17 protein-coding genes are annotated in these 15,692 nt (G+C 73.3%); 15 read left to right on the forward strand and 2 right to left on the reverse strand.

The window, feature by feature from the left end; translation table 11 throughout:
• The first annotated feature begins 6 nt into the window (after positions 1-6).
• The 12 genes from AB0N02_RS33570 (at position 7) to AB0N02_RS33625 (ending at position 10,499) form a co-directional block, all read left to right on the forward strand.
• On the forward strand, positions 7-2,112 hold the full coding sequence (locus AB0N02_RS33570; protein ID WP_363954651.1) for an acetate--CoA ligase family protein: 2,106 nt from the start codon (positions 7-9) through the stop codon (positions 2,110-2,112).
• Positions 2,105-2,551, forward strand: a complete 447-nt coding sequence (locus AB0N02_RS33575; protein ID WP_363954654.1) for a MaoC family dehydratase N-terminal domain-containing protein — start codon at positions 2,105-2,107, stop codon at positions 2,549-2,551. Before AB0N02_RS33570 ends, AB0N02_RS33575 begins: the two co-directional genes overlap by 8 nt.
• On the forward strand, positions 2,551-3,033 hold the full coding sequence (locus AB0N02_RS33580; protein WP_363954657.1) for a MaoC/PaaZ C-terminal domain-containing protein: 483 nt from the start codon (positions 2,551-2,553) through the stop codon (positions 3,031-3,033). Before AB0N02_RS33575 ends, AB0N02_RS33580 begins: the two co-directional genes overlap by 1 nt.
• On the forward strand, positions 3,030-3,413 hold the full coding sequence (locus AB0N02_RS33585; protein WP_363954660.1) for an OB-fold domain-containing protein: 384 nt from the start codon (positions 3,030-3,032) through the stop codon (positions 3,411-3,413). Before AB0N02_RS33580 ends, AB0N02_RS33585 begins: the two co-directional genes overlap by 4 nt.
• On the forward strand, positions 3,413-4,579 hold the full coding sequence (locus AB0N02_RS33590) for an acetyl-CoA acetyltransferase (protein ID WP_363954662.1): 1,167 nt from the start codon (positions 3,413-3,415) through the stop codon (positions 4,577-4,579). Before AB0N02_RS33585 ends, AB0N02_RS33590 begins: the two co-directional genes overlap by 1 nt.
• Positions 4,576-5,457 (forward strand): enoyl-CoA hydratase-related protein, encoded by an 882-nt coding sequence (locus AB0N02_RS33595; RefSeq protein WP_363954665.1) that lies wholly within the window; start codon positions 4,576-4,578, stop codon positions 5,455-5,457. Before AB0N02_RS33590 ends, AB0N02_RS33595 begins: the two co-directional genes overlap by 4 nt.
• Positions 5,454-6,257, forward strand: coding sequence for an enoyl-CoA hydratase/isomerase family protein (locus AB0N02_RS33600; RefSeq protein WP_363954668.1), 804 nt, complete (start codon positions 5,454-5,456; stop codon positions 6,255-6,257). The genes AB0N02_RS33595 and AB0N02_RS33600 overlap by 4 nt, the downstream gene beginning before the upstream one ends.
• Before the next feature lie 40 nt (positions 6,258-6,297).
• Positions 6,298-7,047, forward strand: coding sequence for an electron transfer flavoprotein subunit beta/FixA family protein (locus AB0N02_RS33605; RefSeq protein ID WP_363954671.1), 750 nt, complete (start codon positions 6,298-6,300; stop codon positions 7,045-7,047).
• Between the two features lie 13 nt (positions 7,048-7,060).
• Positions 7,061-8,035, forward strand: a complete 975-nt coding sequence (locus AB0N02_RS33610; RefSeq protein ID WP_363954673.1) for an electron transfer flavoprotein subunit alpha/FixB family protein — start codon at positions 7,061-7,063, stop codon at positions 8,033-8,035.
• A 56-nt stretch (positions 8,036-8,091) separates the two neighbouring features.
• Complete coding sequence (locus tag AB0N02_RS33615) at positions 8,092-9,252, forward strand: MFS transporter (protein ID WP_363954676.1); 1,161 nt, start codon at positions 8,092-8,094, stop codon at positions 9,250-9,252.
• Between the two features lie 220 nt (positions 9,253-9,472).
• Positions 9,473-9,643, forward strand: coding sequence for a hypothetical protein (locus AB0N02_RS33620; RefSeq protein ID WP_363954679.1), 171 nt, complete (start codon positions 9,473-9,475; stop codon positions 9,641-9,643).
• Positions 9,644-9,995: 352 nt separating this feature from the next.
• Positions 9,996-10,499 (forward strand): MarR family transcriptional regulator, encoded by a 504-nt coding sequence (locus AB0N02_RS33625; protein ID WP_363954682.1) that lies wholly within the window; start codon positions 9,996-9,998, stop codon positions 10,497-10,499.
• 18 nt (positions 10,500-10,517) lie between these two features.
• Here the strand turns inward: AB0N02_RS33625 and AB0N02_RS33630 are convergent, their stop codons facing one another.
• Positions 10,518-10,934, reverse strand: coding sequence for a DUF2795 domain-containing protein (locus AB0N02_RS33630; protein WP_363954685.1), 417 nt, complete (start codon positions 10,932-10,934; stop codon positions 10,518-10,520).
• Positions 10,935-11,287: 353 nt separating this feature from the next.
• On the opposite strand from AB0N02_RS33630, the gene AB0N02_RS33635 reads away from it, so the two are divergent.
• Complete coding sequence (locus AB0N02_RS33635) at positions 11,288-12,661, forward strand: NADP-dependent succinic semialdehyde dehydrogenase (RefSeq protein ID WP_363954688.1); 1,374 nt, start codon at positions 11,288-11,290, stop codon at positions 12,659-12,661.
• A 123-nt stretch (positions 12,662-12,784) separates the two neighbouring features.
• Here AB0N02_RS33635 and AB0N02_RS33640 read toward each other — a convergent pair whose 3' ends face one another.
• Positions 12,785-14,092: a glycine hydroxymethyltransferase gene (locus tag AB0N02_RS33640; protein ID WP_363954691.1), complete on the reverse strand. Its 1,308-nt coding sequence runs from the start codon at positions 14,090-14,092 to the stop codon at positions 12,785-12,787.
• Between the two features lie 103 nt (positions 14,093-14,195).
• On the opposite strand from AB0N02_RS33640, the gene AB0N02_RS33645 reads away from it, so the two are divergent.
• On the forward strand, positions 14,196-15,245 hold the full coding sequence (locus AB0N02_RS33645) for a helix-turn-helix domain-containing protein (RefSeq protein WP_363954694.1): 1,050 nt from the start codon (positions 14,196-14,198) through the stop codon (positions 15,243-15,245).
• A gap of 38 nt (positions 15,246-15,283) precedes the next feature.
• On the forward strand, positions 15,284-15,676 hold the full coding sequence (locus AB0N02_RS33650) for a hypothetical protein (protein WP_363954697.1): 393 nt from the start codon (positions 15,284-15,286) through the stop codon (positions 15,674-15,676).
• Positions 15,677-15,692 lie beyond the last annotated feature (16 nt).

Here is a 15,692-nt window from a genome sequence, read left to right on the forward strand (position 1 = left end):
CGAGCCATGACGGCCAACGAATCCCGTTCCGCACTCGACAGGCTCCTTTCCCCCCGCTCGATCGCGATGGTGGGCGCCTCCAACAGCCCGACCCGCATCGGCGGCACCGTCTTCGCCAACCTGCTGCGCGCCTTCTCCGGTGACGTGCACCCGGTCCACCCCAAGGACGAGGTGGTCCAGGGCCGGCAGGCCTTCCGCACCGTCGCCGACCTGCCCGAGCCCGTGGACATGGCGGTGATCGCCGTGCCCGCCCCCGCCGTGGTGGACGTGGTCGCCGAGTGCGCCGCGCGCGGCATCGGCGGCGCGACCGTCATCACCTCCGGCTTCGCCGAGGCGGGGCCGGAGGGGCGGGCCCTGCAGGACCGGCTCGCCGAGGTCTCGCGTGAGACCGGCATCCGGGTCATCGGCCCCAACTGCATCGGATACATGAACACCCACGGCGGGGTGATGGCGAACTTCATGGTCACCGTGGACCAGCCGTTGCCGATGCCGGGACCGGTGGCCCTCGTCTCGCAGAGCGGCGGCTTCGGCTCCTACATCACCAACAAGGCGGTGCTCGCCGGGCTCCGGCTCGGCTGGTTCGTCTCCACCGGCAACGAGGTCGACGTGAACGTGGCGGCCGTGCTGCGTCACCTGGTCGAGCGGCCCGAGGTGGGGGTGCTGCTGTCGTTCGCCGAGACGCTGCGCGACCCGGAGGTCTTCATCGAGACCGCGCGGCGCGCCGCCGAGCTGGACAAGCCGCTGGTGCTGCTCAAGGCCGGGCGTTCCGAGGAAGCGGCGCGGGCGGCGATGAGCCACACCGCCTCGATCGTGGGCTCGGCGGGGGTGCTCGACGCGGTCTGCCGGCAGTACGGCGTCTTCGTCGCCTCGACGATGGAGGAGCTGCTCGACCTGGGCACCATCTTCCAGGACGGCCGCCGCGCCCGGGGCGACCGGGTGGCCGTGATGACCTCCTCGGGCGGCGCCGGAGTGCTGCTCGCCGACGAGGCGGGCCTGGCCGGGCTGTCGGTTCCGGTGCTGCCGGAGGAGGAGCAGCAGTCCCTGGCCGAGAAGATGCCGGTGCCGTTCTACGGCAGCACCGCCAACCCGGTCGACACCACCGCGCAGACCACCGCGATGCCCGAGGCGTACCGGAAGGTGCTGTTCTCGGTGGCGGAGAGCCCGTCCACCGACATGGTCGCGGCGGTCACCTGGGCCGGGCCCGGACCGGCCAACGACGCGATCGTGGAGATGTACCAGAGCATCGACAAGCCGGTCGCGATCCTGTCCACCGCCTGGAGCGAGCAGTTCCAGGAGGCCGGGGTGCCCACCTACACCGACCCGCGCCGGGCCATGGTCGCGCTCGCCGCGCTCGCCCGGCAGTCGCGCCGCCGGCCGGTGCCCGGCCCGGCGGGCTTCACCGCCGACGGCGACCGGGCGCGCCGCGTCCGCGAGCTGCTGGCGGGCGCCGGTACGGAGACGACCCTGCTGGAGTCGACCGGAAAGCGGATCCTGGCCGAGTACGGCGTGCCGGTGACCCGCGAGGAACAGGTCTCCACCGCCGACGCCGCCGTCGAGGCGGCCGAGCGCATCGGCGGGCCGGTCGCGCTCAAGGTGATGTCGTACCAGCTGCCGCACAAGTCCGACGTCGGGGCGATCCGGCTCGGCCTGCGCGGAGCGGACGCGGTCCGGGCCGGATACCTGGAGATGCTCGCCGAGGTCACCGCCCGGGAACCGGAGGCGCGCATCGAGGGCGTGCTGGTCCAGCAGATGGTGCCCGCGCGGATGGAGCTGACCTGCGGGGTGAACCGCGACCCGGTCTTCGGCCCGATGGTCGCGCTCGGACTCGGCGGTGTGCTCGTGGAGGTGCTCAGCGAGGCCGTACTGCTCCGCCCGCCGTTCGACGCCGACACCGCGCAGGCGGCCCTGCGGGAACTGCTCGGCGGCCGCCTGGTGACCGGGCGGCGCGGCCTGTCCGAGCCGGAGCGGGAGGCGGTGGCCAGGGTCATGGTCGGCCTCGGCGAGCTCGCGCTGGAACTGGACGAGGTGACCGAGGTCGACGTGAACCCGCTGCGCGTCGCCGACGACGCGGTGTACGCCGCCGACGCCCTGATCGTGGTGAGTCATGGTTGATCGCAGCGGCCTGATCGGCCACGAGTACCCGAGCTACAGCTTCCCGGTGGAGCACGGCAAGGTGCGCGAGTTCGCGCTCGCGGTCAAGAACGACGATCCGGTGCACCACGACGTCGAGGCGGCGCGGGCGGCCGGGTACGCGCACCTGCCCGTCTCGCCCACCTTCTCCGCGGTGACCAGCCACTGGGCCGTGCGGAGCGGCCCCGACGTCCTCGGCATGGACCTGAAGCGGGTGCTGGCCGGGGGCGCCGAGTGGGAGTACCTCGGCGACATCGTCGCCGGCGACGTGCTGACCGTCCGGTCGCGGATCGCCGACGTGCTGAGCAAGAACGGAAGCCGCGGCCCGATGACGCTGGTGGTCACCGAGTACACCTTCGTCAACCAACGCGACGAGACCGTGCTGCGGCTGCGCAGCACGGTGATCGAACTGGGGGAGTGATGATCAAGCAGGAGACCGCGGCGGACACCGCGCCGCAGGCGCCACCGGCGGGCCCGGTGACGCCCGCCCCGGCCCACAGGGTCGGCCCGCTGACCCGTACCGACTTTGTGCGGTACGCCGGGGCGGGCGGGGACTTCAACCCCATCCACCACGACGAGACCTTCGCCCGCGCCGCCGGATACCCCTCGGTGTTCGGGCACGGGCTGCTCACGGCCGGTGTCCTCGGCGGATACGCCGCCGCCTGGCTCGGCCGCCGGAACCTGCGCCGTTTCACGGTGCGGTACGTGGACCAGGTCTGGCCCGGCGACACCCTGGTGCTCACCGGCGAGGTGCTCCGCTCCGGCGGCACCCCGGACGGCGCCACCGAGGTCGAGGTGGCGCTCGCCGTGCACAGCGAGGCCGAGGGGCGCGGGCCGAGGCTCGTGCTCCGCGGCGGCGCGACCGCGACCTACCCCGCCGGGGCGCCGGAGGAGGAGGCATGACCGAGCTCGCCCCGCACGGGGGCTACCTCGAACGGCTCGTCTCGGGCCCCGAGGGCACCGTGCCGTTCCAGCTGTGCGACAACTGCCGGGCCGCGGTGTTCTACCCCAGGGTGCTCTGCCCCGAGTGCGGCTCGACCGAGCTGCGCTGGAGCGAGAGCGCCGGTCTCGGCACGGTCTACTCCACCAGCGTGCTCTCCCCGCGCGACAGCTTGCCGTACCCGGTCGTGCTGGTCGACCTCGACGAGGGGTTCCGCATGATGAGCACCGTGGTCGGCGTCCCCGCCGAGGACGTGCGGATCGGGACGCGGGTACGCGCCCGGGTCGAGCCGGACGGGCCGCGCGTCGTGTTCACCGTCGAAGCCGATCCGGAGGAAGCGTGATGAACGGATCCGACCTGCGCGGCGCGGCCGCGATCGTGGGAGTCGCCGAGTCCGACCTCGGCGAGGTCGGCCCCGACCGGTACGCCATCGACCTGGCGGCACAGGCCGCCGGCGCCGCGCTCGCCGAGGCCGGGCTGTCCACACGGGACGTCGACGGACTGTTCTGCGCGATCGCCGGACGCGGCATGGCGCCGCTCGACGTGGGCGAGTATCTGGGCGTCCGGCCCCGCTACACCGACGGCACGATGGTCGGCGGCAGCTCGTTCGTCTCGCACCTGTACCACGCCGCGCTGGCGATCGAGGCGGGGGCGTGCGAGGTCGCGCTGATCGTCTACGGCAGCACCGCCCGCTCCGACAGCGGCCGGGGCCGGCTCGCCATGGGGCCGCCGGAGCTGCCCTCCTACGAGGCGGCCTACCGGCCCCGCATGCCGATCACCGGGTACGCGCTGGCCGCCGCCCGCCACATGCACCAGTACGGCACCACCCGCACCCACCTCGCCGAGGTGGCGGTCGCCGCCCGCCGGTGGGCGATGCTCAACCCCAAGGCGTTCGCCCGCGACCCGCTGACCGTCGAGGACGTCCTCGCCGCGCGGATCGTCTCCAGCCCGCTGTCGACCCTGGACTGCTGCCTGGTCACCGACGGCGGCGGCGCGGTCGTGGTGACCCGCGCCGACCGCGCCCGGGACCTGCCCCGCCCGCCGGTGTACCTGCTGGGGGCGGGGGAGGCGCACTGGCACCGCACCATCTCCCAGATGCCCGACCTCACCGTCACCGCCGCGACCGAGTCCTCGGCCCGCGCGTACGCCATGGCGAAGCTGGGGCCCGCGGACGTCGACGTCGTGCAGCTCTACGACGCCTTCACCATCAACACCGTCATGTTCCTGGAGGACCTGGGCTTCTGCGCCAAGGGCGAGGGAGGCGACTTCGTCTCCGGCGGCCGGATCGCGCCCGGCGGGGCGCTGCCGGTCAACACCAACGGCGGCGGCCTGTCCTACTGCCACCCCGGGATGTACGGCATCTTCACCATCATCGAGGCGACCCGCCAGCTCCGGGGCGAGGCGGGGGAGAGGCAGCGGCCCGGCGCCACCGTCGCGCTCGCGCACGGCAACGGCGGCCAGTTCTCCAGCCAGGTGACCGCGATCCTCGGAACGGAGCAGAGCCTATGAGCCCCGCGGACCCCACGGGCCCGGCGGACCACGCGAGCCCGGCGGATCCCGCGGGGCCGGTGGACTCCGCGGGGGCCGAGGGATCCGTGGGCCCGGCGGACTCCGCCGGTGCGGACCCCGTCCTGACCGGGCGGGACGGTGCGGTGCTCACCGTCACGCTCAACCGCCCCGACCGGCTCAACGCGCTGGACGCGGCGACCCTGTACGCGCTCGCCGACGCCTGGCACGAGGCGGCCGACCCGGCCGTCCGGGCGGTCGTCGTCACCGGCGCGGGCCGCGGATTCTGCGCGGGCGCCGACCTGCGCGCCCCGCGGGACACCTCCGGCCCCCGCGGCGGGCTGCGCCACGCCTACCACCCGCACGTGCTGGCCATGGCGGCCCTGGAGAAACCCGTGATCGCCGCGGTGAACGGACCGGCCGCCGGTGCCGGGCTGTCCCTGGCCGCCGCCGCGGACCTGCGGATCGCGGCCGAGGGGGCGAAGTTCGTCCCGGCCTTCACCGCGATCGGCCTGGTGCCGGACGCGGGCGGCGCCTACTTCCTGCCGCGCCTGCTCGGCTACGCCCGCGCCTACGAGTGGCTGGCGACCGGCGGGCCGCTCACCGCGGCCGAGGCGCTCGCCTGGGGACTCGTCTCGGAGGTGGTACCCGCCGCCGAGCTGCTGCCCCGCGCCACCGAACTCGCCCACCGGATGGCCGGCACGCCGGGCATCGCGGTGGGACTCACCAAACGACTGCTCAACCACGGCCTGAACGTCGGGCTGGCCGAACTGCTCGACGAGGAGGCGCGGCTGCAGGTCCTGGCCGCCGCCGCGCCGGGACGGGATCAGGCCCGCAACCAGATGATCAGCCGCATATCCATGACCCGGGAGGATCGATGAGCGAGTACGCAACGGTGCTGGTCGACCGTAAGGACGGCCTGGCCATCATCGCGCTGAACCGCCCCGAGCGGCTCAACGCGATCGGCGGCGGGCTGGAGCGGGACCTCGGCCGGGCACTGGCCGACGTCGCCGCCGACCCGACGGTGCGGGCCGTACTGCTCCGCGGCGAGGGCCGGGCGTTCTGCGCCGGAGGCGACATCAAGGACATGGCGGACCAGGCCGCCGACAAGGTCGGGCCCAGCCCGGCCCAGCAGGTCTACCAGCTCCTGCACGGCCGCGACATCCTGGAGACCATCCTGTCGGTGCCGCAGCCGATCGTCGCCGCCGTGCAGGGCTACGCCATGGGGCTGGGCGCGACGATAGCCCTGTTCTGCGACGTGGTGATCGCCGCCGAGGACGCCCAGTTCGCCGACACGCACGTCTCGGTCGGGCTGGTCGCCGGCGACGGCGGAGCGGTCGCCTGGCCGCTGGCCATGCCGCTGGGAGCCGCCAGGTACTACCTGATGACCGGCGACCGGCTCAACGGGACCGAGGCGGCCCGGCTGGGGCTGGCGCTGCGGGCCGTACCGGCCGACCGGCTGCTGGACGAGGCGACCGCGGTCGCGCGCCGGCTGGCGGACGCCGCGCCGCTGGCGGTCCAGGGCACCAAGGCCACGGTCAACAAGATCGTGCGGGAGCGGCTGAACCTCCTGCTCGACCTGGGGCTCGTCCTGGAGGGCGGCACCTTCGTCAGCGAGGACCACAAGGAGGCGGCCGCCGCGTTCGTCGCCAAGCGCAAGCCCAACTTCCAGGGACGGTGAATCAGTGAAGATCGTTGTCTGTGTCAAGCATGTTCCCGACATGGCGTCGGAGCCCGGGTTCACCGCGGACCACACGGTCGACCGCGACGGCGTCCAGGGACGGCTGTCCGAACTGGACGAGCACGCCGTCGAGCAGGCGCTGCGCGTCGTGGACGCGGCGCCGGACACGCACCTCACCTACCTGACCGTCGGACCGGCCGCGGCGGCGGAGGCGCTGCGCAGGGCGCTCGCGATGGGAGGTCACGCCGCGGTGCACGTCAGCGACGACGCGATCGCGGGCTCGGACGCCCCGGCCACCGCGCTGGTGCTCGCCGCCGCGCTGCGCCGGCTGGAGCCGGACCTCGTGCTCTGCGCGATGGCCTCGACCGACGGCGCCACCTCGCTGGTGCCGGCGATGCTCGCCGAGCACCTGGCGCTGCCGCAGCTCACCTTCGCCGCCGAGCTGACCGTCGAGCCCGCGACCGCCACCGTGCGCGTCCGGCGCGACGGCTCGGAGGCGACGGAGCAGCTGGAGACGCCGCTGCCCGCGGTGGTCTCGGTGACCGACCGCACCGGCGAGGCGCGGTACCCGTCCTTCAAGGGGATCATGGCGGCGAAGAAGAAGCCCCTGGAGACCTGGAGCCTCGCCGACCTGGGGGTGCCCGCCGACCAGGTGGGCGCCGCCGCGGCCCGCACGGTGGTCGACGAGATCACCGCCCGCCCGCCCAGGACGGCCGGCGTCGCACTGCCCGACGAGGGCGAGGGCGGGCTGCGGCTCGCCGACTTCCTGTCCGGCCAGAAGTTCATCTGAGGGAGGGGTTGCCATGGCAGAGGTCGTGGTGCTCGTAGGACACGTCGCGGGACAGGTCCGCAAGCCGAGTCTGGAACTGCTCACCCTGGCCCGCCGGCTCGGCACGCCGGTCGCCGTGTGCGCGGGCGCCGGACCGGGCACCGAACTGGGCGCTGAGGCGCTCGAGACGCTCGGCCGGTACGGCGCGCGGCGCGTGCACCTGGTCGAGGCGGACAACCTCGAGGAACACCCGGTCGGCTGGGTGCAGATCCTGGCCGACCTGGCCGGTGACACGGCGCCGGAGGCCGTCCTGGTGGAGTCCACCCCGGAGGGCAGGGAGGTCGCGGCGCGCCTGGCGGTACGGCTGGGCAGCGGTGTGCTCACCGACGCCGTGGACGTGCGGCCGGGCCCGTCGGGCCCGGTCGTCAGCCAGTGGGCCTTCGCGGCCGGTTACCAGGTCACTTCCCGGGTGACCCGCAGTGTCCCGATCATCGCCGTCAAGCCGAACGCCGTCGCGCCCGTGCCGGAGCCGGTCGAGCCGTCGGTCGGCCGGGGCGGGCTGGAGCTCGACGAGGCGTCCCTGCGCACCCGCGTGACCTCGCGCGCCGTACGGCAGAGCACCGGCCGGCCGCAGCTGACCGAGGCTGAGGTCGTGGTGTCCGGCGGGCGGGGACTGGGCGGCGCCGAGCACTTCGGGCTCGTCGAGCGGCTCGCCGACGCCCTGGGCGGCGCGGTGGGCGCCTCCCGGGCGGCGGTCGACGCGGGCTGGTATCCCCACGCCTACCAGGTCGGCCAGACGGGCGTCACCGTGTCGCCGCAGCTCTACCTGGCCCTCGGGATCTCCGGCGCCATTCAGCACCGCGCCGGGATGCAGACCAGCAAGACGATCGTGGCGGTGAACAAGGATCCGGAGGCGCCCATCTTCGAGCTGGCCGACCACGGCGTGGTGGGGGACCTGTTCGCGGTGGTGCCCCAACTGCTGGACGAGATCGCGCGGCGGCGAGATTAGTGGGAGTCTTCCGGGATTTCCGGGAACTGCCCAGAGAGGTCGGGATCCTGGCTGTCGTGGCGTTCACCGTCGCCGTCGGCTTCGGCATCCAGTCACCGGCCATCCCGGTCTTCGCCGGGGAGTTCGGGGTGGGGAGCGCGGCGGTCGGCGCGCTGGTGTCGGCCTTCGCCTTCATGCGCCTGGCCACCGGGCTCCCCGGCGGCTGGCTGGTCAACCGGTTCGGCGAGCGGAAGGTGCTCACCACCGGGATGGCGCTGCTCGCGGTGACCAGCGTGCTCGCCGGGCTGTCCTGGAACTTCCCGCTGCTGCTCGTCTTCCGGGGAGCCTGCGGGATCGGGTCGGCGATGTACTCCGTCTCGGCGATGAGCCTGCTGCTGCGGATGACACCGGCGGCGACCCGGGGCCGGGCCACCGGCCTGTTCCAGGGCTGCTACTACCTCGGCACGGTGACCGGCCCGGCGCTGGGCGGCGGGCTGCTCGGCATCTCGCCCAGGCTGCCGTTCTTCGTCTACGGCGTGGCGGTCGCGATCGCCGGGACCATCGCGACGGTCGCGCTGGCGCGCGCCGCGCGGGAGGAGGAGCCGCAGGAGCGGGCCGCCGCCTCCCGGCAGCGGATATCGGTCGCCCGCGCGCTGGCGCACCCGTCGTACCGGGCCGCGCTGACCACGAACTTCGGCCTCGGCTGGGCGGTGTTCGGGGTCCGCGTCTCGGTGCTGCCGCTCTTCCTGCTGCACGTGCTGCAGGCCGGGCCCGGCTGGATCGGGGTCGGCCTGGCGGTCGGCGCGGTGCTCCAGGCGGTCACCCTGCCGGTCGCCGGACGGATCGCCGACCTGTGGGGGCGCCGGCTGGCGTTGATCGCGGGAGAGAGCCTGATCTTCGGCAGCCTGATCATGGTAACCACGTGGCAGGCACTGCCCGGATACCTGACGGCCTTCGCCCTGATGGGACTCGGCACCGCCTTCTGCACCACCGGCGGGGCCGCCGCCGTCGGTGACGTGACCCAGGGCCGGGGCGGTACCGCGATCGCCACCTACCAGATGGCGGCGGACCTCGGCATGGTGGTCGGCCCGCTGCTGGCCGGGCAGATCGCCTCGTCCTACTCCTACGAGACGGCCTTCGCCGCCACCGCGGTCGTGGTGCTGATCGGGCTGATCATGGCGATGGGGATCCCCCGGATGCTCACGCCGAAGCCCGGAGCCGAACCGGCCGACGGCTGACGGCTGCCGGCTGATGACCACCGGCCTCGGCCGGTCCCGGGATCCGGCGTCATACGGGACGTCGGCCCATCCGGCCCCTTGCCGGTCCCGGGATCGGCCGGGGCCGGTCCGGGGCGCGTGACGCCGTTCTCAGGGGTATCCCTGAGGGCGGACCCTGGCTTGTCCCTGACTTCGTCCTCCCGCTCTGCCGCGGGGCCGTACCGGAACGTAGCGTGGAGCCATGGGACGGATTCTGCTGATAGTGGCGGCCGTGGTGCTCGCCTTCTTCCTGCTCGGCTCGCTTCTGGGTCTTGTCTTCGGCCTGCTCAAGTGGGCTCTGATCATCGGCCTGGTGGCCGTGGTCGTCGCGTTCGCGGTCAGGCTCTTCCGCTCCTCCGGTATCGGAGGCTGACAGGCTCGGGCGGGGTCCGGCGCCGAGGGGTCGGCCGTGTCCGGGACCCCGCCCGGCGCTCTGTCCGGGCCCTCGCCCGGCCGGGTTCCGCGCCCACCGAGTACCACTGAGTACCACTGCGTACCACTGAGTACTGAGGCGCGGCGCGTGGAGCCCGGCCGCTCCGGGGGAACCCGGGCCGGGGCGGTGGACCGCCCCGGCCGGTGTCGTTATGAAGAACGTTCATGTTCTTTTCCGGATCGGCCGCTTTCGTGAGAAGAGCGACGATCCTCCGGTGATAGTTCGCTACGTACGGATTTGCATTCTTATATTTCGATTCCGATGTTCCGGGGCCGGAAGACGAGGAGCGGGCATGGAAGATCCGGAGCTGGGGGTGCGGCGGATGGTCAAGCAGTGGGCGGGCAAACGGCCAGATATCGATGCGCGGCCCTTGGCCCTGTTCGGCCGGCTCACCCGCGCCGACGCCCTGGCGGGAACGGTCATCGCCTCCGCGCTGCGCACGCACGGCCTCAACCGGGGGGAGTTCGACGTGCTCGCCACCCTGCATCGTGGCGAAGACCCGGAAGGGCTGTCCCCGGGGACCCTGGCCTCCTCGATGTCGCTCTCCCCGGCTGCGACCACCAACCGCATCGACCGCCTGGAGGCCGCCGGGCTGCTGACCCGGGGGCCCGACCCCGCGGACGGCCGCGGGGTGCGGGTCCGGCTCACCGCCAAGGGGCGGGAGATCGCGGACGAGGCGGTCAGCGATCACGTGCGGGGCATGGAGCGCATGCTCTCCGGTCTGTCGGCCGCCGAGCGCGACCAGCTCTCCGGCCTGCTGGCCCGGCTGCTGCACAGCATCACGAGGGTCGGCTGACCCGGAGAGCGCCGGGTTCTACCGGCGGCGGCGTTCCGCCCCGAGACCGAGGGCCCTGGACACCTCGCCGACGTTGTGGAACTCCCCGTCGGGCAGGTCCTGCAGGCTCGCCACGAGGCTGTCGGGGGCCAGTTTCGTCTCGGCGTGGGCCAGCAGCCGGTCGCGGTCCGCGGGCCATCGGGCGTCGCTCAGCCACTTCGCGAGGGCGCTGCGACGTCCGACGTCGCCGGGAGTGATCCCCGCAGGGGTGCCCGGTTCGTGTCCCGGGGGATACCTCTTGGGGATCAGTTCCTCGTCGGCGTCCCCCAGAGGCTCGGGGTCCAGCCGCTCCTCCGCGTGGGTCGGGCCACCGCCGCGGACGGTTCCCCTGACCTCGTGCTTGCGTTCCTCGTCGACCCGCGGGCCGTGCTTGGCGCTGCCACGTTCGGCGTTCATGGCCTCAGCTCCCGAAATAGGGTCATCATCAGATGGCCGTACCCATTCCGGCCCTTGCGAACATCCGCCGTTTCCATCGCGGGCGTTCTCTTTTACCAGGTCGCGGCCTTTCCCGGGGGAGCGGCGAGAAGAGGGCGCCGCCCGGAGCGCGACGGTTCATGCCCTCGCCGGTTTCCACTCCGTCCGGGCGGATACTGGGGGAAGGGGAGCGGAACGCCGGTCTTTCGCGGCTCCTTGTGCGTGTCGCGCCCGACCGGCGCCGGAAGAGGCGGTTCCCGTGCCGATCTCGTTCGGTCGCTCTCGAATCCGCCCGTCCGCCGTCCGAGGGGCGGCGGCCGTCGAGGAGGTCACTGATGGCGATCGCGACGATCAACCCGGCCACCGGCGAGACTCTGAAGACCTTCGAACCGCTCGACGAGCGAGAGATCGAGGAACGGCTCGCGCTCGCCGCCGCCGCGTTCCCTGCCCACCGGGCCACCGGCTTCGAGCAGCGGGCGTCCTGGATGCGCAGCGCGGCCGACCTGCTCGAAAGCGAGCAGGAGGAGGTGGCGCGGCTGATGACCACCGAGATGGGCAAGACGCTGGCCGCCGCCCGCGCCGAGGCGGCCAAGTGCGTGACCGGGATGCGCTACTACGCCGACCACGCCGAGGAGTTCCTGGCGGACGAGCCGGCCGACGCGCGGGCGGTGGGCGCGCGGCGCGCCTACGCGCGCTACCAGCCGCTGGGACCCGTGCTCGCGGTGATGCCGTGGAACTTTCCCCTCTGGCAGGTGATCCGCTTCGCCGCGCCCGCGCTGATGGCCGGCAACGTGGGGCTTCTCAAGCACTCGTCGAACGTGCCGCAGACCGCGCTCTACCTGGGCGAGCTGTTCACCCGGGCGGGCTTTCCCCGGGGCTGCTTCCAGACCCTGCTGATCGGATCCGCGCAGGTCGAGCCGGTGCTGCGGGACGAGCGCGTGGTGGCGGCGACCCTGACCGGCTCGGAACCGGCGGGCCGGTCGGTCGCCTCCGTCGCCGGTGGCGAGGTCAAGAAGACCGTCCTGGAGCTGGGAGGCTCGGACCCCTATGTCGTGATGCCGTCCGCCGATCTCGACGGCGCCGTCTCGACCGCGGTCACCTCGAGGGTGCAGAACAACGGCCAGTCCTGCATCGCGGCCAAGCGGTTCATCGTGCACGCCGATGTGTACGAGGAGTTCGCCGGTCGCTTCGTGGAGCGGATGGAGTCGCTGAAGGTGGGCGACCCCATGGACGACTCGACCGACGTCGGCCCGCTCGCCACCGAGCAGGGGCTCGACGACCTGGAGAAGCTGGTGGCCGACGCGGTCGGGCGCGGCGCCCGGGTGCTGTGCGGCGGGGTGAGCCCGGACCGGCCCGGCTGGTTCTACGAGCCGACCGTGCTCGCCGGGATCACCCCGGAGATGAGGCTGTTCCGGGAGGAGGTGTTCGGTCCGGTCGCCTCGCTGTACCGGGTCGGGGACATCGACGAGGCGGTCGCGCTGGCCAACGTCACCTCCTTCGGGCTGGGCTCGAACGCCTGGACCACCGACGAGGCCGAGCAGGAGCGCTTCGTCGCCGAGCTGGAGTCCGGCATGGTCGTCGTCAACGGCATGGTGGTCTCCTACCCGCAGCTGCCGTTCGGCGGCGTCAAGAACTCCGGATACGGCCGGGAGCTGTCCGCGCACGGCATCCGCGAGTTCTGCAACCTCAAGACGGTCTGGATCGGCTGAGCCGTCCACGGTGCCCGTGTACCCGCGTGCCCGTCCGGGGAGGCCGGGCGGGCACGCGGGCGCCGACGAAGCGGACCGGCCCGCCAGGGGACGCGCCCCAGGGGGTCGCGGGCCGGTCCGAGATCATGGGATGGAGCGGCGCAGCGCGACCGCGTCGTGCAGGACCTTGGCCGGGGCGTGGCCGTCGATCAGCAGCCTGCGCATCAGCACCGCGACCTCGCGCATGGTGTCCGGGGTGAATCCCCGGCGGGTCACCTCCTGGGTGCCGATCCGCAGGCCCCGCATCGGCTCCCCGGGGGCCTGGCCGGGCAGGCCGATGCCGCTGAGGTAGACACCGCCCTCGGCCAGCAGCCGGGCCGCGGCGTCCCCGCCGCCGAACGCCTCCGCGTCGACCGCGACGTGGTGGGAGACCGTCCAGCCGAGGTGGGGCGCAGCCACGGCGAAGCCCTCCGCGGCCAGCGCCGCGGCCAGCGCTCCGGCGTTCGCGACGCAGGCGTCGGCGTAGGCGGGACCGTTCGCGGCGTGCTCGGCGGCCGTGACCGCCAGCGGAGCCAGCCGGGAGGCGTCGTAGTTGGCCGTCAGCCCCGGATAGGCGGCGGAGGAGACCCGGCGCGCGAGGTCCTCCTCGCGCGTCACGATGGCCGCCCCCGGCGGCCCGCCGAAGGACTTGTAGGTCGACATGGTCATCAGGTGGGCGCCCTCCTCCAGCGGCCGCTGGAAGCGACCGCCCGCGATCAGGCCGGCCATGTGCGAGGCGTCGTAGACCAGTACCGCCCCCACCTCGTCGCACGCGGCCCTGACCCGGGTGACGTCGTGCGGGAACAGCATCAGGCTCGCCCCGATCATCACCAGGACGGGCCGGTGCTCGCCGAGGAACCCCGGCAGGGCGTCGTGGTCGATGCCGAACCGGTCCGCGTCGTAGGGCAGGTCGGCCACCCGCAGGCCCCGGATCCCGGCGGCGCCCTGGGAGTGGTGGCTGGTGTGGCCGCCAGCGGCCTCGGGGAGCACCGCGATCGTGTCGCCCGGCGCGGCGAAGGCGGTGTAGCAGGCCAGGTTGGCCAGCGTCGCGCTCTGCAGCCTGACCTCGGCGAACTCCCCGCCCATCAGGGCCGCGACCTGGAGGGGGGCGAGCACCTCCAGCACGTCCAGCTCCTCCAGGCCGGTCTGGAACTTGTCCCCCGGCCAGCCCATGGAGGGGCGGCCGCCCAGCGCGACCTCGTGGACGGCCCTGGCGCGCTCGCTCATCGTGTTGGTGCCCGCGTAGAGCACGATGCCGTCCTCGTCGAGCCTTCCCCTGTGCTCGGCCAGCACCGCCTCGACCAGCCGGACGACCTCGTGCAGTTCCAGGGAGCCCGTCTCCGCCTCGAGTTCCACCAGGCGGCGCTGTGCCCTGGGCGGCGCCCAGGGAGCGATCCGGCTCCGCTTCTCCACGCATGTTCCTTTCGGGAGGCGATGGATGTGACGGTACGGCCCGCGCCGAAACCAGTCATCGTCTTGTCAGCGGAGATCTTTCATACATCTGTAGGATTCGACGATGATCGGCGATGATGTCCAGGATCTCCTCGACTCCCTGGCCGAGGCGGTCGGGCGGGGCATGGCGGTGGACGACCCCGAAGGCCGGGTCGTCGCGCACAGCGTTCACCACGGCGAGGTCGATCAGGTCCGGGCCCGGGCGATCCTGTCCCGGTCGGTTCCGCCCCAGGTGAAGGCCTGGCAGGAGGCTCACGCCGTGACCACGGTCCGCGAGCCGGTCAGGGTTCCCGCCAACCCGGCGCTCGGCATGGCGGCGCGGCTCTGCGTGCCGCTGCTCCACCAGGACAGGCGCGTCGGGCTGCTGTGGATCATCGAGGGCGACGGCCCGCTGAGCCCGGAGGAGGAGGCCCGGGTCGTCCGGGACGCCGCCGCCATCGCCGCACTGCTCGACGACGGCGGCGGCTCGGGAACGCTGCGCAGGCTCCTCGCCGGGGGGAGCACCGCGGGGCAGGCCGCCGGTGTGCTCGGCGAGGGGGCGCTGTGCCTGCTGGCTCTTCGGGGCGGCCGGGAGGATCTGGGCAGGACGGTCGGCGGCGAGCTCGCCCGGATGCGGCGTCCCCCGGTCTTCACGGTCCTCGACCGGCACGCCGTGGTGTTGCTGAACGGCGGTGAGGACGCCTGCGCGCTGGGGGAGCGGCTGATCGCCCGCACCGGGGGCGCCGCAGGGGTCAGCGCGGTGCACGCCGGGCTCGATTCGGTTCCCGAGGCCTACCGGGAGGCGGTCGCCGCGGCCAGGGCGGCGGTGGCGGAACCGGCGCTCGGACCGGTCGCCCGCTGGCCGGAACTCGGCGTCTACCGGCTGCTCGCCGAGCCGGCGGCGACCCCGCTCGGCCCGCTGCGCCAGCACCGGGTCCTCGCCGTCACACTGGAGACCTATCTGGACAGCGGGGGAGACGCCCAGGAGACCGCCAAGCTGCTCCACCTGCACCGCACCAGTCTCTACTACCGCCTGGCCAGGATCGAGGAGCTCACCGGGCGCAGCCTGAAGGATGGATCCGACAGGTTAGAACTTCATCTCGCGCTGAAGCTGGCCCGCTGGAATGCGGTGTAACGAGTAATAATCCGGGCAAAACTTTTGCGGTGCGGCAGTTGATCAGCGAGATCGCCACGGTCATGATCGTTTTCAGCCTCGTCGGGCTGGCGGTGCTTCTCCTCTCCGTCGTCGCCCTAGCCGTCCTGGCGGCGCTCGCCGTCACGGTCGTCCCCCAGCGGGTCGCCCGCAGGCGGCGCGTTCACGGGAGGGACGCGACCGGCGGGCGCGGAGGCGACACCGCGGGAAGCATGGCGAGGAACCCTGTGCGGAACGCCACGGGGAGCGCTGTGGAGGGCGGCGGGGGAAACGCCGCGGCGACCGGCGGTGCTCCCCGGGAGCGGTTCCTCCAGACGCCCTCTGTCCGGACACAGCCTTCCCGGACGCTGTCTCCCCGGGCGCGGCCCTCCGCCGTAAGGCCTCCCCTGAGACCGCCTCCGCCGGGCGCGTGACGTGGATCTCCTGGAT

Origin of the sequence: Streptosporangium sp. NPDC051022 (assembly GCF_040683035.1) — a bacterium.
In the GTDB taxonomy this organism is placed as follows: domain Bacteria; phylum Actinomycetota; class Actinomycetes; order Streptosporangiales; family Streptosporangiaceae; genus Streptosporangium.

What these genes read in the sequence shown, in the direction of transcription:
- AB0N02_RS33570 (WP_363954651.1), top strand. Translation starts at nt 7, where the DNA reads ATGACGGCCAACGAATCCCGTTCCGCACTCGACAGGCTCCTTTCCCCC.
- AB0N02_RS33575 (WP_363954654.1), top strand. Translation starts at nt 2,105, where the DNA reads ATGGTTGATCGCAGCGGCCTGATCGGCCACGAGTACCCGAGCTACAGC.
- AB0N02_RS33580 (WP_363954657.1), top strand. Translation starts at nt 2,551, where the DNA reads ATGATCAAGCAGGAGACCGCGGCGGACACCGCGCCGCAGGCGCCACCG.
- AB0N02_RS33585 (WP_363954660.1), top strand. Translation starts at nt 3,030, where the DNA reads ATGACCGAGCTCGCCCCGCACGGGGGCTACCTCGAACGGCTCGTCTCG.
- AB0N02_RS33590 (WP_363954662.1), top strand. Translation starts at nt 3,413, where the DNA reads ATGAACGGATCCGACCTGCGCGGCGCGGCCGCGATCGTGGGAGTCGCC.
- AB0N02_RS33595 (WP_363954665.1), top strand. Translation starts at nt 4,576, where the DNA reads ATGAGCCCCGCGGACCCCACGGGCCCGGCGGACCACGCGAGCCCGGCG.
- AB0N02_RS33600 (WP_363954668.1), top strand. Translation starts at nt 5,454, where the DNA reads ATGAGCGAGTACGCAACGGTGCTGGTCGACCGTAAGGACGGCCTGGCC.
- AB0N02_RS33605 (WP_363954671.1), top strand. Translation starts at nt 6,298, where the DNA reads ATGGCGTCGGAGCCCGGGTTCACCGCGGACCACACGGTCGACCGCGAC.
- AB0N02_RS33610 (WP_363954673.1), top strand. Translation starts at nt 7,061, where the DNA reads ATGGCAGAGGTCGTGGTGCTCGTAGGACACGTCGCGGGACAGGTCCGC.
- AB0N02_RS33620 (WP_363954679.1), top strand. Translation starts at nt 9,473, where the DNA reads ATGGGACGGATTCTGCTGATAGTGGCGGCCGTGGTGCTCGCCTTCTTC.
- AB0N02_RS33625 (WP_363954682.1), top strand. Translation starts at nt 9,996, where the DNA reads ATGGAAGATCCGGAGCTGGGGGTGCGGCGGATGGTCAAGCAGTGGGCG.
- AB0N02_RS33630 (WP_363954685.1), bottom strand. Translation starts at nt 10,934, where the DNA reads ATGAACGCCGAACGTGGCAGCGCCAAGCACGGCCCGCGGGTCGACGAG.
- AB0N02_RS33635 (WP_363954688.1), top strand. Translation starts at nt 11,288, where the DNA reads ATGGCGATCGCGACGATCAACCCGGCCACCGGCGAGACTCTGAAGACC.
- AB0N02_RS33645 (WP_363954694.1), top strand. Translation starts at nt 14,196, where the DNA reads ATGATCGGCGATGATGTCCAGGATCTCCTCGACTCCCTGGCCGAGGCG.